Raw genomic sequence first — 14,582 nt, forward strand, 5'->3', positions numbered from 1 at the left:
ATAGCTGCAAGTGGAGAGAGGTATTTTGATACGATGAAATAAAGGAGAATGACGCTAATAATACTTGTAAAAATAACAATCGCGGTTTGTATAAATGCAATTTTATATATTGGAGATTCTATTTGTTCTATTGACTCCCCAATACAAGCAGTATAAACTCCAGAAACTTTTGCACATACAGCAAATCTTTCACTACCATCTTTTGGTCTAGTATACTCAAAAGGTTCAAAATCTTTCTTGGTTTTTGCAAGATTTGCAATTGCACTAATATCATAACCTTGTTGTAAAAGAGCTTTGTCTGTAGAAACAAATACTTTATTTTCTTCATCAAATACAAAAGTTCTACCTGGTAAATTTTCAAATTCAGCTTGCAAATCTACTGCAAGAACATCTATGGCCAAAACTCCTATAAATTTACCATCTTTATAAAGCGGAATAGAATATGTAAAGCAAGGTAAATTTGTAGTTACATCAATATAAGATGGGGTAATATAAAGTTTATTTGTTTTAACTGCTTCTATATAATATTCTCTTGTTCTAGCATCATAGTTATCGGCTTTTCCATAAGTTCCAAAATCTAAATTTTTAGCATCAGAGTCTGGATCGCTTACAACAAGTTCGCCATTTGGTTGAGCAATATAAACTGCTAAGAATCTTCCAGCATCTCTAAAATTCTTTAAATCTTTTCCAACATAATGCATTAAAGCATCTTGACTATCTAACTGTTCTACAGGATGCTTTAAAATACTCTTAGCCAAACTTTCAAGAGCTAAAGAATTTCTTGCCTTAAAAGACTCCATAGAATTTTTAGCCGTTTTAACATAATTTATTTCAGCATTCACAACTTCATGAAAAATTGCTTGCTTTACAAATATAAATGTTACAACACCTAAAATTATCAAACACACTACTGCGATTAAATTTGCAATCAGTGAAACCTTCAATTTTACGCTTTTCATAATTTAAGCGCTCCTTTCTAATATTATTTTATAGGGATATTTACATAAAGTTTTAGAATTATAACTTTTAAATTTAAATTTTTACTTAAATTTAAAAGTTATAAAAAATTAATTTAATTAATATTAAATTAATTTATATTTATTATTTTTATTTAAATAAATATCGCTTCGAAAATTCTATGTATTAAGCTTAATATCGTTATAATTTAAAAAATTTATATCAAAGGAAATATTTTGAAAAAAATTATATTATTTATCTTATCTTTAGGGATATTTTATACTTTCACGCAAGCTAAAAACTTCGAACAAGATCAAAACAATAACAGCAATTTAGTTAGTGTCAGTATAGCACCTCAAGCATTTTTTGTTAAAAAAATAGCTGCAAATACTCTAGATGTCAATGTTATCTTACCTCCAAATAGCAATGAGCATAATTTTGAATTTAAACCAAACACTATGAAAAAACTTGAAAAAAGTGATATTTATTTCACCATAGGCTTAGAATTTGAAAAAGTTTTTACGGATAAATTTAAACAAAATTTTCCAAAACTTCAAGTTGTAAATATGCAAAAAAACATAGCTTTGATTCAAACTCATGACACTCATGAACACTCTCATGAACATGAGCATTTTGATCCTCATACTTGGCTAGATCCTATTTTGGTCCAAACTATGGCTTTAAATATTTATGACACCTTAATTCAAAAATATCCACAAAATAAAAATTTATATAAACAAAATTTAGATAAATTTTTAGCAGAATTAGATAGTTTAAATTTACAAATTGCCTCAAAATTAGAAAAATTAAAAAATAGAGAATTTGTAGTTTATCATCCTTCTTGGACATATTTTGCAAAACGCTATAATCTTACGCAAATTCCTGTAGAAATTTTAGGCAAAGAACCAAAAAGCAAAGATTTGCAAAAACTTATCACTCTAATGAAAGATAAAAATTTAAAAGTCATTTTTGTTCAAAATGGTTTCCCTGAAAATGCAGCAAAAACACTTGCTAAAGAATGTGATGCAAAAATTTACAAAATAGATCATTTATCTTATGATTGGGAAAACGAGCTTTTAAAAACTGCTGATGCCTTTTCTCATGATTTATAATCAGGCTTTTTGATGCTTTTTTTTGAAATTTCTAATCTAAACTACGCTTATGATAATGAAATCATCTTAAAAAACATCAATCTTAGCTACGACAATAAAGACTTTCTCTCTATCATAGGTCCAAATGGTGCAGGAAAATCAACACTCGTAAAACTTATCTTAGGGCTTTTAAAATCCAAAAATGAAATCCATTTCAAAGCTCTTCAAAGAAAAGAAATAGGCTATGTTCCTCAACACACTCTAGCCAATCCTAATTTTTGTCCAAGAGTACTTGAAATCGTTCTTATGGGACTTGTAAGTAAAAAAATTTTTGGTTTTTATGGGAAAAAAGATAAAGAAAAAGCTATGCAAGCTTTAAGAAACGTAGGAATGGAAAAATTTTGGAACAAAACAATTGATTCTCTAAGCGGAGGACAAAGACAACGTGTTTTTATCGCAAGAGCCTTAGCTAGTGAATGCAAGATGCTTATTTTAGATGAACCTACCGCAAGCGTTGATAACAAGTCTGCTATACAAATTTTTGAACTTCTAAGCTCCTTGCACCAAAAAGGTATGGGAATTTTACTCATTTGTCACGATATCAACCTTGTATTAGCTTATAGCGATAAAATTGCACATTTAAACAAAGAACTTTTCTTGCATACCAACACTAAAGAAAAAGAAAAAAGTTCATTTTTAAAACACTTATACGAAAACCACTCTCATTTTTGTGATGTAGAAATGAGTTTAAATACTTGTTTTTGCGATGAAGAAAATTGCGATAGTAAAAAACTATGCGAACAAGAATTTACAAGAAGAAATTTGAAAAAAACAGAATTTAAAAAAGAAAATTTTTGTTTAAAATTTTCAAAGGAAAATAATGCTTGAAATTTTAAATTTCACCTTTTTTCAAAACGCTTTACTAGGAGCGATTTTAGTCAGTATAGCTTGTGGGATCATAGGTACTTTGGTGATGATAAATCGCCTTTTTTCTATGGCTGGAGGTATAACACATGGGGCTTTTGGTGGTATAGGTATAGCTTTTTATTTCTCTTTACCTATTTTATTAAGCACGGGAATATTTACTTTATTTTTGGCTTTTTTAGTAGCTTTTTTAGCTAAACACTATGAACACAGAAGTGATAGTATTATCGCTGTAATCTGGGCTTTTGGAATGGCTGTTGGGATTATTTTAATCGATTTAAGCCCTAGTTATAACACAGATTTAATGGCTTATCTTTTTGGGAGCATTTTGGCTGTAGGAACGCAAGATTTATGGCTTATGGCTTTGGTTGATAGCGTGGTGGTACTTTTGATCTTTTTATTTTATAGACAATTTGAAGCATTAAGCTTTGATGCGGAATTTGCAAAAGTTCGTGGTATCAATACAAGTTTTTTTCATTATCTTTTAATCGCCCTTATGGCTTTTTGTATAGTTATTTCTATACGCCTTGTAGGGCTTATTTTGGTTATGGCTTTACTTAGTATCCCAAGCTTTATTGCTGAAAATTTCACTAAAAGACTTGGCTTTATCATGATTTTGGCAAGTTTTTTAAGTATGATTTTTTGTGTTTTAGGACTTATACTTAGCTATTATCTTAATCTCTCAAGCGGTGCTTGCATCATAGCTGTAGCTTGTTTTGGTTTTTTAGTGCATTTGATAGGCAAATTTTTAAAAAGGTAAAGGTGCAAAACACACTTGCACTTTTATATTTTTTTTAAAAAATTTAAACTGAAGATGTTTTCTTACATTAAATACTAAAGGATTTTCAAATTCAAACCAAAAATGCTTACTTGCATTAAATACTAAGGGATTTTCAAATTTTTCTCTTAATTTCATTGTTCTTTCGCATAAGGGATAAATAAGCTTAATATCATAAATTTTAAATTTGCAAGCATAAGCAAACATTTGATACAAATCGCTTTGTGCTATACCCTGTTTTTTCTCATCTTCGCTATCATTTGGAATTTTCCATTTGGTATCTAAGATCATTTTATTTTTTATATATAAATCAGGCTTTAACATAAAACAATTTTCATCATTTTTTGAGATTAGATACTTTCCACTGTTTTGGACTTTAATATCTTGAGTTGGATTTACTTTTTTTAGCATATAAGCTACATAATCTTCAAAAATTTTCTCCATAGGAAAAAGCAAAGCAAAAGCTTCATTTTTACCATGATAAGGCATAAAACTTTCATTTTTTAAGAAAATTTTACACCACAAAAGCAAGTTTTCATAATAATCAAAATGTCTTGAAATTTTATAACTAAAATCTTTTTCATAATTTTTAGAAAATTCTACCTCATCAAGCATTTGCATAGCTTTTATAAGTCTAAATTTATTCAAACTTGTTTTGGATTTTAAAAAATTTAGCGTTGATTTTATCAAACGATTGGGTGCTATATCTAAAACAAACTCATCATTACTTGTAAAAAATCTTTCTTTGTGTATCAAATTTCGCTTGATATGCTCGTTAAATAGTAATTTTCCCTTTAAAAAAGCCCTATTTTCTTCGCAACTTAGATAAGATCTCATCAAGCCTTTTTTATATACGCTATCAAATTCATCTAAAAACATCGTGATAAAAATTTCAAACAATGGCATTTTAGAACTTTGCAAAGATGAAATTTGTGACTTTTTAAAAGGAGAATTTTTTAAAGTTTTTAACATATTTATCAAAAGATTTTTAGGATTAAATTTAAAATCTTTTTCATAAAAATCATTATTTTTAGAAATATTGTCTAATTCATAGTATCTTTTTAATTTTTCTTTATCGTGATTTGAAGAGCTATCTTCTTTTTTATAACTATCTAAATTCGTGCATTTTGGTAAGATCTCCAAAACCCCACTTTTAGTCTGTATAATGCCGACATAATTTTTAGCTTTTAAGGTATTTTTATTTTTAAAGCCTAGAAGATTTTCATTATTTTTTGCAAAATCTTCTAATTCTTTATAAAATCTTTCAGCTTTTTCTTTGAAAATTTCTTTTAAATCTTCTTTAGAAAAAGCTTGGTATTCGATGATGGAAAAAGTTCTATTCATTTTCGTTTTTTAATTTATTTACTATTTCATCATTATAAATTGCTTGATATATTTCTATTTTATCCCAAATTTTATCATCAAATGAAGCAATATTATAAATACTTCTCTCGCTATTAATACTATCTAGATTTTTTATTTTTTGAAGATATTTATCATCTTTTTTATCTTCAAAAATCATACCATTATCATTTAAAACCGCATTAATCAAAGCATAATCATTATAAAAATACTCTTGCAAAAGCGGGATAATTTTGTTTTGAAAAATACTTTTTAAATCATTTAAATTTTCAACACCTATAAAAAATGCATGACCTATGATTTTTTCTCTATCTAGTAAATATTCTATACGAGTGTTTATAGCTTTTAATAATTCTTGTAAATTAATACCTTCGCAATCCATAGATAATTTGCTCACATCAGGCATCATCTCTACAAATTCAAAGCGTCTTCTTAAAGCTGTATCAAGAGAAGTTATGCTTCTATCGGCTGTATTCATAGTGCCTATGATATAAACATTTTTAGGCACTCCAAATTTTTCACCACTATAAGGCAAAGTCACTTTTAACTCTTCTTTTTCACCTATCCTTTTACTAGGTTCTATCAAGGTGATAAGCTCACCAAAAATCTTACTCACATTACCACGATTGATTTCATCTATAACAAATACAAAAGAAAAATTGATATATTTATAATAAAAATAATCCAAAATAATCTTATAATTCTTTATAATATTATCACCGCTATCAATTTTCGACCTTATATATCCTTCTATTTCAGTATCAGATAAATTACCATAAGACAAACCAATCTGCTCTATCATATCCCTGATATAATTAATATGGATTTTTAAATTTCCAGTAATTAAATTATTTGGTTCTTCAAATTTATATTCTTTATTTTTATATATTATTGATTTTTTTTCTCTACAATGATTTAAAAAATTATCCTTAATCTGAACAAAGTTAAATTTCTGTTTTGTATCAAGAGCTCTCTCGCAAAATTCTTTAAAAATTCCATCTTTTATTTCGTATTCTATTTCTTTATAATTTTCTTTGCTATCTATACGAGGCTTTATACCTTCTACAAATTCTTCATATCCATAGCTTTGATGAAAAGTTGTAAATACTATTTGTCCATTTTTTACATACTCATCAAATTTAGCTTTTTTCTCATCTCTACTTTCTAAATTTTCACCCAAGATTTCCAAAGCCTTATCTATAGTATGATAAGTTTTTCCTGTGCCCGGAGGTCCATAAAGAATTTGATTCAAAGACGAATTTTGATTTAACATTTTTTGTGTATTATTTGATTCAAATTCTTCATTTATTTTTATAAAATCTTTTTGAGGAAATCTATTAAACAAATCAACCAAACTACAAAATTTATTATATAATTCTTCTTTATATTCATCAAAATCTTCAATACTGAAATTTCTTATATTATAAGTATAATCATAATTTGTATTATCAAATATACCTCCTGTATATTTTTCTAAATCTTGCAAAGCCTTGCAATCAAATTTAATTTTCTTATATTTATTGGACGCGGTAAGTGCTAAATATAAAGTTTTTTCTTTGTGGGCATAGGAAAACCAAATATACATACCATATTGTTGCGAAGGTATCTCTCCATTCGAGTAGCCTTTATGAAGTATATCTTTTCTAAAAAAATTTATAGCAGGATAATCACTTAAATTTCCACTGCCAAAATTAACACTACATACATAATCAAAATCTTGTATTAAACCATCAATTTGTTTTTTCCATTTGCCAGGTTCAGAGCCTGCTGTAATTCCTTGCTTTTTTAATTCTTCCACTTTTTCAACAAATTGTTTTAGACATTGTTGTAATTCACCCTTCAATCGCATAAAAACCTTTCTTAATGTAAAAAAAATATAGAAAGCAAACTTTTGTTTTAAAAAAAATTATTATTTATTATATGCTAAAAGTAATAAATATACTTTAATTTTTTACAAAATAATATTGAAATATAATTTTATAACCTCGACTTTTTGTGTGAAATTTATCTATCAATTTACCTTGTTGATAAACATACACACTCATACCGCCATTTTTTACAACCACTTCTTTAAATTCATCTTCATCTTTTGGAAAATAATAATACACATTACCATTTTGATCTGCCTTACTTATTTCCCAATCATATTTATTTTCTAGCATTGCATGCCCTTTGATTTTTTGTTTTTATTTTAATTATATAAAATAAAAATCTAAATTTTTACCATTGTATAAAAGTTCTAGCTTTTTTTATATCATTAAAGTTTATAGTAGTTTTTTCTTTGTTTTCTAAATTTTCTAAAGTGATATTTTCATCATCTACAGCAATGATTTTTGCTTCGAATTTTTCTTTTTCATTGGCTGTGATCTTCACAAGTTCACCTATACTTTTAGCAAAATGTTCTATCTTACTAAGCTTTCTTTCAAGTCCTGGTGAAGATACTTCTAAAAAATACTCTCCATTTACAGGTGGTTCTACATCAAAAATAGGCGATAAAATTTCACTAAGCCTTGCACAATCATCAAGATTTACCCCGCCTTCTTTTTGCACATAAATTCTATAAATTTTTTTACCATTTTCACTTACTAGCTCATCATCATAAAAGCTAAGTTCTGCTTCTTTGCAAAGGGCTTCAAGATTCATTTTTATCCTTTTTTATTTTTTCAAATAAAGCATCCATATGGTTTTGATACTCAAGCCTATCATCAAATTTAAAATGAAAATTCGGACACCTATACCAGCCCTGCTCGCTCATGCAATAATTTTGCAAAGCTCTACTTGCCTTTTTTAAAGAAGATAAAATTTTTTCTTGCTCATGAACATTAAAAAACATCTTATCAAGATACACAAAAGCATCGTATCTGCCTTTTTTACACTCTACATCCACTACACACAAATTTTTCAAATTTTCATCATCTAAATTTGCTAAAGCTTCAGGGATCAGCTCTTTTAAGATACTTTCAGTGCGTAGCTTTTTAATCTCACTTGGATTCATAGACTTGCTTGTTCCTCTACTTCTTTATAGCTTTCTATATAATCACCCACTCTCATATCATCACACCCTTCTATACCTACGCCACACTCATAGCCTTTTGCCACTTCTTTAGCATCATCTTTAAAGCGTTTAAGCGAGCTTACATTTCCTTCATAAACCACAACTCCATCACGGATAAGGCGAATTTTAGCTCCACGATTAATCACCCCTTCAGTTACCATACAACCTGCAATTTGTCCGATTTTTGGCACATTGATCACTTGTCTAATCTCTGCTTGTCCTAATTGCTCTTCAGAAATAATCGGACTCATCATACCACCAAGCAAGGCTTTTACATCGTCTAAAAGATTATAAATCACATTATAGGTTTTAATTTCTACGCCTTTATCCTTAGCACGCTCTTTAACTTCTCCTGTTGGGCGTATGTTAAAACCTAGTACTATAGAGTTTTCACTCGCACTTGCAAGCTCTATATCACTTTGTGTGATTCCACCTACCCCACTATGAATGATATTCACTTTAATTTCATCATTTCTAAGTTTTTCTAAACTTGCTTTTAAGGCTTCTAAAGATCCTTGTACATCAGCTTTTAAAATAACAGGCAAGGCTTTTAGATTACCTTCTTTGATCTTAGCTCCAAGCTCATCAATGCTAACTTTAGTAGATTTACTAAGTTCTTTTTGGCGATTGTATTCGTGGCGTTTATTAGCGTATTCTCTTGCTTCTTTATCGGTTTTTACTGCGATTAAAATTTCACCTGCATCTGCTACTTCGCTAAGCCCTACGATAACCCCACATTCGCCTGGTTTGATTTCTTTTAAGGCTTTACCTTGATCATCACTCATCGCACGCACTTTTCCATAAGCCTCGCCTGCAACCACAGTACTTCCTACAGTAAGTGTTCCATTTTGCACGATGATAGTAGCTACCGCACCACGCCCTTTTTGCACAGAACTTTCTATAATACTTGCTTTAGCAAAACTTTTTGGATTGGCTTTAAGTTCTAAAATATCAGCTTGTAAAAGCACGATCTCAAGCAAATCTTCAATCCCCATTCCTGTTTTAGCCGAAACCCCTACAAATTCATAAGATCCACCCCATTCTACTGGCATGATTTCCATTTCTGCGAGTTGAGTTTTTACCATATCAGGATTTGCTGCTTCTTTATCCATTTTGTTAATAGCAATAATAATAGGCACACCTGCTGCCTTAGCATGATTTATCGCTTCTTTGGTTTGTGGTTTTACCCCATCATCTGCGGCTACAACGATGATTACAATATCAGTGATACTTGCACCCCTTGCACGCATAGCAGTAAAAGCTTCGTGACCTGGAGTATCAATAAAAGTAATTTTACGCCCATTTTTTTCTACCATATAAGCACCCACATGCTGAGTAATACCCCCTGCTTCACCACTTGCAACGCGTGATTTTCTAATATAATCTAGCAAAGAAGTTTTACCATGATCAACATGCCCCATGATAGTGATCACAGGTGCTCTAGTCACTAAATCTTTTTCATCAGTCTCTTCTTCATAGTCTTTTACATAATCAAACTCATCAGCCTCGTTAATGATATTGATCTCTATACCAAATTCAGCAGCCAAAATTTCAATCGCATCTTCATCTAAGAAATCATTTTTTGTTGTCATCATTCCAAGCATGAAAAGTTTTGAAATCACTTCACTAGTGCTTTTTCCTATCTTATCAGCGAATTCATACACACGAATTTCTTTAGAAATAGCAACGCTACTTACTTCTTCTACTTCCTTTTTTTCAATCTTTTTAGGTGGTTTTTTACGACTTCTTCTTTGAATTCCACCTTCAAGTCCAAAACCCGCAGAATTTCCAACAGCTTGTCTTATAAAATTAGGTTGTTTTTTATTGATATTTTGTGGTTTTTCTTGTTCTTTTACACTAAAATCAGGTAACACTACCTCATCTTCATCATCTAAAGAAATATCACCAAAATCATGTTCATCTAAAAAATTCATTTTTTCAGTACTTTCTTTTTTACTCGCAGCAATAGATTTTTTTTCTTTTTTCTTTTTCTTTAAACTCTCATCAGCATTTGAAAACATAGTTTTTAAACTTAAGCGCTCTTCATTATTGATAGATATATCATTTGAATTTTTTACTTCTTCTTTTTTAACTTGAATTTCTTCTTCGTCTTTTTTCTTTTTAACAATAACAAGTCCGCGTCTTTTGGCTAAAGTTGCACTAGCAAGGCTTTGTGGCTTATGAGCATCAATAATTTCTTGTTTTTCTTCCTCTTTTGCATTTTCTTTTTTAACTTTTAATTCTTCTTTTTTAACTTCTTGTTTAAGCTTTTCTTCTTTTTTAGGTTCTTTTTTTTCAGATTCATTTAGCTTTTCTTGTTCTTTTATATTTTCTTTTTTAGGCTTTTTTGCCGTAGGAGTTTTGATATTTTTCTTAAAAGCTTCTGGAATTTCTCTTGTTTGTATATACTCATAAATAGCTGCCGCAATCTCAGGTTCTACAGCATTTGATGCTGTTTTAATTCCAAGTCCTAATTCATTTGCCTTTTCAATAATTTCCTTACTATCATAACCTAATTCTTTTGCGATTTCATGAATTCTAATCTTTGCCATTTAAAAATATCTCCTTAAGTCCTTGCTGAGTAATTTTAGTATTTAAATTTTTACATATTTTAGAAAATGCTTTTTGTAAGATTTTATCTTCTTTCTCAATACAATTTTGACATAAATATCCGCTTCTTCCATGTTCTGCTTTAGGCACAATATCTCCTAAAACAACTTTAAATCTAAATAACATATTTTGCTCAAAGCGGTTTTTACACACTATGCACATTCTAATTGGTATATGTTTTTTCAAAATTATATCTTTTTTTTATATTTTTTAGCAAATTTCAAAGCCATTATCATCAAATTCTAAATATTGCACACGAAAATCTTTAAATTTTGTTTGCATTTTCTTTGCCAAAGCTAAAGCATCATCTTTGAAAGCTAAAGAAAAAAAGCTCGATCCCGAACCTGAAAGTGTGCTCATTAAAGCTTTATTTTCCAAAGCAAATTTTTGTACTTCAAAAAGCTCAGGTAAGTTTTTCATACGATTGATTTCATGAAGCTTATCTTGACTTGCAAATTTTAAAAATTCATATTTTTTCTCCAAAAAACAAGCGGTTAAAAATGAAGCATGAGAAAGGTTGAAAACCGCATCATTAAAACTTAAATTTTTAGCCAAAGTTTGGCGTGATTGTTCCGTGCTCATTGCCAAATTTGGGATCACAACCACAGCAGCTAAATCTTTATCAATCTCTTTTTTGATGCTATAAACTTTATTTTTTTCAACCAAAGAACACACAAAACCACCAAGAGTAGCTGGAGCGATATTATCTGGATGGTTTTCATAAATTAAAGCTTCATCTAAAATACGTTCTTTTTCTACCTTAAATCCACTCATATAATAAGCACTGGCAATAGCTCCAACAATCACAGCTGAAGAGCTTCCTAACCCTCTTGAAAGAGGAATGTTATTTTGAAAAATAAAACGAAAATTATCTTTTTTTCCGCTTAGTTTTTCATAAATTTCATAAAAAATATTTACAAATATATTGTTTTTTTTAAGAAAAATATTATCACTGCCCTCACCTCCAATACTAATGCTAAAAACACCTGATTTTTGGATTTGAGTTTCATTAAAAAGCTTTAAACTAAGTCCTAAACAATCAAAACCTGGCCCTAAATTCGCACTCGTAGCGGGAACTAAAATTTTCAAATTTCATCCTAAATTGCATCTAAAAAATAAAAGGGAAGATTATCATTATTTAGTTTAAGCTCTTGTAAATTTTTTGGTAAAAAAAACTCTGCTGGGATATTTTGCTCTAAACAAATTTCACCTTCCTTATATACAAAACAAAAATTTTTATTTGCACTTATGGGTTTATAGCCATTTAATTCAAAAGCACTCACCGCAAATAAAGGAATATTTTTTACTATACTTAAAGTACTCAAACTTACATAAGAAATTTTAATCCCCATATAAGAACCTGGACCATTAGCATAGATTAAACTTGTAAAATCATATTCTTTAAGCAATTCATCTAAAATTTTTGGTAAAAATTCGCTTGCTTTTTCTTCACTTTTATAAGTTTTTATAAGCTTATCATCTTGATAAATTCCGATCATCAAAGGCTTAGATAAAGCATTAAGCAAAAGAGAGGTTTTTATGCAAATACCTTTTCATAAGCTTTTTGGGTTGTTTTTTCAAGGCTTACAATTTCATAAGCATCTTTATCTTTTAAAACTTCTTTAGTGAGTAAATGATTTAAATGATGACTCCCAGCATATGAAGTATAATCTCCAAAAACACGATATCCAAGTAAGGTTAAATCTCCAATTGCATCTAAAATTTTATGTCTTACAAACTCATCTTTAAAACGCAAACCCTCAGGATTTAAAATACGATTTTCATCTACCACTATAGTATTTTCTAAACTTCCACCTAGTGCTAAATTCATACTCCTAAGGGCTTGAACATCTTTTAAAAAACCAAAAGTTCTAGCTCTTGCTATGTTTTCTATATAATTTTTTTTGCTGAATTCAAAATTGTAACTTTGTTCACCTATAACAGCATTGTCAAATTTAATCGTATAGTTAATACGGGGTTCTTTAGTAGGAGTTAAACGCACAAATTTATTACCATCTCTTACTTCTATAGGCTTTTTAATTACCATAATTTTTTTAGGCGCATCAAGTTCTTTTACCCCTGCTTCATCAAGCATCATACAAAAACTAATACTTGATCCATCCATAACAGGAGCTTCGTTTGCATTTAAAACAATGCGTACATTATCGATTCCATAAGCATTAATCGCACTCATTAAATGCTCTATTGTAGAAATAAACCCCCTTTCATCTCCTAAAACAGTTGCCATTTGAGTATTGATCACATTTTCGGGACTTGCCTTATAACTTGCATTAAGATCGCTTCTAAAAAATACTATACCACTATTTGCTTCTAAAGGCTCTAAAGTAATTTCTATGGGTTCACCCTTATGAAGTCCTATACCTACGCCTTTGACAGTTTTTGCTAAAGTTAATTGTTTCATTAATTTTTTCCTAAAATTATCTTTTTACCATCATTTAAAACATTGTAAATATTATTTTCTATCCATTTTTTATCTTGCCATTGTTCAGGACGCGTTTCAACTCCTTGAACCAAAACTCCAAAATGCAAATGATCACCTAAGGCTAACCCACTTGTTCCTGTTTTGCCTATAATACTTTGTTTATTAATCATTTCATCTAAATCAACATTTTTAGAAGAACAGTGCCCATAAAGACTATATACTCCAAAACCATGATAAACAATTAAATTTAAACCATAAATTCCATTTTCAGCAGCAAAAACAACCTTGCCTGCGTTATTACTTATGATAGGAGCTTGTGCTACGCTTGCTAGATCAAGCCCCATATGATAAGAATCACTCACAAATTGCCCATTATAAGAATAATACCTATGATCAGCAAAATCCGCTACTTTCATACCATTTTTAAGAGGTAAAAATAAACTCAAATCAAAATTATCAATTTTTTCCTCAGGTACTTTTGAAGTGATTTCATGGATAAGTTCTTCATTACTATTTCTTAAAGTTTCATTGACAAACTTAAATTTTTCATAACGATTGAGATTATTATCTTTTGGAGCGTATTGATTGGCTAAATTCTCAATCTTTCCATCTAAAAATTTATCCGTTAGATTGATATTTGAAACACGATATTTACGATTAACAAAATAATACCTTATACGTTCTTTTGAAATATTTCCCGCTTTATCCGTAGCGATAACAAATGCGCGAAATTCCTCATCCCTTGCATCCCAAGCAATCAAAGCCGCATAATATCCTTCTTTTACATAAGGTGTGGCTTTAAAGATTTTACCTTTATTTGTTTCTATATACACCTTATCTAAATTAGCATCATCGGCCTTAAAAACAACTGCCCCAGCACCGCCTTGCTCGATTTGGTAAGAATTGCTTATGATATTGATTTTTGGAGCCGTATTATCTACTAATACCGCAATTTGTTTTCTTGCTTCATTGCCACTAAAAAAATTCCAAAAACTAGAATCTTTAGCTATCACCTCCAAAACAAAAGATTTTACATTTTCTTTGTAACCAAATTTTGGCAAAGCAACTTGTAAGGTAATATCTTTTAAATTAGAAATCTTTTCATCTGCTATAACCATTGCACTAGTATTGTCGTCTTTATGCAATATAATTTGTACATTTTTGATAGAACTTTCATCATCTTTAACATGCACTAAAATAGGTTTTTTAAGATCAGTATATACAACATCTGGCATTAAAATTTGAGGAGGATTTTTTTCAAAAATACTTAATCTTGAAATAAAAAAAATCAAAATTGCTATTAAAACTAAAATTAAAACAGATAAATAAGTTTTGCCTTTTCTTTTTGCCATAACCTTCCTT

At 29.4% G+C, this 14,582-nt stretch carries 15 protein-coding genes; 3 read left to right on the forward strand and 12 right to left on the reverse strand.

Features of this window, described 5'->3' with window-relative positions; genetic code table 11:
- Positions 1–959, reverse strand: a 959-nt coding sequence (locus AJ881_RS00005) for a cache domain-containing protein (protein ID WP_215424628.1), incomplete at its 3' end; no start/stop codon positions are given.
- A gap of 234 nt (positions 960–1,193) precedes the next feature.
- Here AJ881_RS00005 and AJ881_RS00010 point away from each other — a divergent pair.
- The 3 genes from AJ881_RS00010 to AJ881_RS00020 are packed head-to-tail and all read left to right on the forward strand — an operon-like array spanning position 1,194 to position 3,732.
- On the forward strand, positions 1,194–2,069 hold the full coding sequence (locus AJ881_RS00010; RefSeq protein WP_070282780.1) for a metal ABC transporter solute-binding protein, Zn/Mn family: 876 nt from the start codon (positions 1,194–1,196) through the stop codon (positions 2,067–2,069).
- 12 nt (positions 2,070–2,081) lie between these two features.
- Positions 2,082–2,936 carry an ABC transporter ATP-binding protein gene (locus AJ881_RS00015; RefSeq protein ID WP_070282782.1) on the forward strand — a complete coding sequence of 285 codons (855 nt, stop codon included), beginning with the start codon at positions 2,082–2,084 and terminating at the stop codon, positions 2,934–2,936.
- On the forward strand, positions 2,929–3,732 hold the full coding sequence (locus tag AJ881_RS00020) for a metal ABC transporter permease (protein WP_002903408.1): 804 nt from the start codon (positions 2,929–2,931) through the stop codon (positions 3,730–3,732). Before AJ881_RS00015 ends, AJ881_RS00020 begins: the two co-directional genes overlap by 8 nt.
- On the opposite strand, the gene AJ881_RS00025 is transcribed toward AJ881_RS00020, so the two are convergent.
- The 11 genes from AJ881_RS00025 to AJ881_RS00075 all read right to left on the reverse strand — a co-directional run bounded on the left by AJ881_RS00025 (position 3,721) and on the right by AJ881_RS00075 (position 14,572).
- Entirely contained in the window at positions 3,721–5,094 is a 1,374-nt protein-coding gene (locus tag AJ881_RS00025; protein WP_070282784.1) for an McrC family protein, read from the reverse strand. The two genes, AJ881_RS00020 and AJ881_RS00025, sit on opposite strands and share 12 nt — an antisense overlap.
- A complete protein-coding gene (locus tag AJ881_RS00030; protein ID WP_410002329.1) occupies positions 5,087–6,961 on the reverse strand; it encodes an McrB family protein in 1,875 nt (624 codons plus the stop codon). The genes AJ881_RS00025 and AJ881_RS00030 overlap by 8 nt, the downstream gene beginning before the upstream one ends.
- A 94-nt stretch (positions 6,962–7,055) precedes the next feature.
- Positions 7,056–7,274, reverse strand: coding sequence for a hypothetical protein (locus AJ881_RS00035; protein ID WP_044779828.1), 219 nt, complete (start codon positions 7,272–7,274; stop codon positions 7,056–7,058).
- A gap of 58 nt (positions 7,275–7,332) precedes the next feature.
- On the reverse strand, positions 7,333–7,755 hold the full coding sequence (rimP, locus tag AJ881_RS00040) for a ribosome maturation factor RimP (protein WP_070282786.1): 423 nt from the start codon (positions 7,753–7,755) through the stop codon (positions 7,333–7,335).
- Entirely contained in the window at positions 7,745–8,107 is a 363-nt protein-coding gene (gene rbfA / locus AJ881_RS00045) for a 30S ribosome-binding factor RbfA (protein ID WP_002778650.1), read from the reverse strand. Before rbfA ends, rimP begins: the two co-directional genes overlap by 11 nt.
- Positions 8,104–10,719, reverse strand: coding sequence for a translation initiation factor IF-2 (gene infB, locus AJ881_RS00050; protein ID WP_070282788.1), 2,616 nt, complete (start codon positions 10,717–10,719; stop codon positions 8,104–8,106). The genes rbfA and infB overlap by 4 nt, the downstream gene beginning before the upstream one ends.
- The gene (locus AJ881_RS00055) at positions 10,706–10,963 is read right to left on the reverse strand and encodes a DUF448 domain-containing protein (RefSeq protein ID WP_002870410.1); all 258 of its coding nucleotides are present in this window, start codon (positions 10,961–10,963) and stop codon (positions 10,706–10,708) included. Before AJ881_RS00055 ends, infB begins: the two co-directional genes overlap by 14 nt.
- 24 nt (positions 10,964–10,987) lie before the next feature.
- Entirely contained in the window at positions 10,988–11,866 is an 879-nt protein-coding gene (gene thrB / locus AJ881_RS00060) for a homoserine kinase (RefSeq protein WP_070210200.1), read from the reverse strand.
- Positions 11,867–11,874: 8 nt separating this feature from the next.
- A complete protein-coding gene (locus AJ881_RS00065; RefSeq protein WP_002851789.1) occupies positions 11,875–12,276 on the reverse strand; it encodes a tRNA threonylcarbamoyladenosine biosynthesis protein TsaB in 402 nt (133 codons plus the stop codon).
- 38 nt (positions 12,277–12,314) lie between these two features.
- On the reverse strand, positions 12,315–13,199 hold the full coding sequence (lpxC, locus tag AJ881_RS00070; RefSeq protein ID WP_002851689.1) for a UDP-3-O-acyl-N-acetylglucosamine deacetylase: 885 nt from the start codon (positions 13,197–13,199) through the stop codon (positions 12,315–12,317).
- On the reverse strand, positions 13,199–14,572 hold the full coding sequence (locus AJ881_RS00075; protein ID WP_070282790.1) for a M23 family metallopeptidase: 1,374 nt from the start codon (positions 14,570–14,572) through the stop codon (positions 13,199–13,201). The genes lpxC and AJ881_RS00075 overlap by 1 nt, the downstream gene beginning before the upstream one ends.
- Positions 14,573–14,582: the final 10 nt, after the last annotated feature.

It is taken from the genome of Campylobacter sp. BCW_6460, from assembly GCF_001762705.1.
GTDB classification, from domain to species: Bacteria; Campylobacterota; Campylobacteria; order Campylobacterales; family Campylobacteraceae; genus Campylobacter_D; species Campylobacter_D jejuni.

Coding starts and splice junctions, on each gene's coding strand:
- AJ881_RS00015 (WP_070282782.1), top strand. CDS start 2,082: ATGCTTTTTTTTGAAATTTCTAATCTAAACTACGCTTATGATAATGAA.
- AJ881_RS00020 (WP_002903408.1), top strand. CDS start 2,929: ATGCTTGAAATTTTAAATTTCACCTTTTTTCAAAACGCTTTACTAGGA.
- AJ881_RS00025 (WP_070282784.1), bottom strand. CDS start 5,094: ATGAATAGAACTTTTTCCATCATCGAATACCAAGCTTTTTCTAAAGAA.
- AJ881_RS00030 (WP_410002329.1), bottom strand. CDS start 6,961: ATGCGATTGAAGGGTGAATTACAACAATGTCTAAAACAATTTGTTGAA.
- AJ881_RS00035 (WP_044779828.1), bottom strand. CDS start 7,274: ATGCTAGAAAATAAATATGATTGGGAAATAAGTAAGGCAGATCAAAAT.
- rimP (WP_070282786.1), bottom strand. CDS start 7,755: ATGAATCTTGAAGCCCTTTGCAAAGAAGCAGAACTTAGCTTTTATGAT.
- rbfA (WP_002778650.1), bottom strand. CDS start 8,107: ATGAATCCAAGTGAGATTAAAAAGCTACGCACTGAAAGTATCTTAAAA.
- infB (WP_070282788.1), bottom strand. CDS start 10,719: ATGGCAAAGATTAGAATTCATGAAATCGCAAAAGAATTAGGTTATGAT.
- AJ881_RS00065 (WP_002851789.1), bottom strand. CDS start 12,276: ATGATCGGAATTTATCAAGATGATAAGCTTATAAAAACTTATAAAAGT.
- lpxC (WP_002851689.1), bottom strand. CDS start 13,199: ATGAAACAATTAACTTTAGCAAAAACTGTCAAAGGCGTAGGTATAGGA.
- AJ881_RS00075 (WP_070282790.1), bottom strand. CDS start 14,572: ATGGCAAAAAGAAAAGGCAAAACTTATTTATCTGTTTTAATTTTAGTT.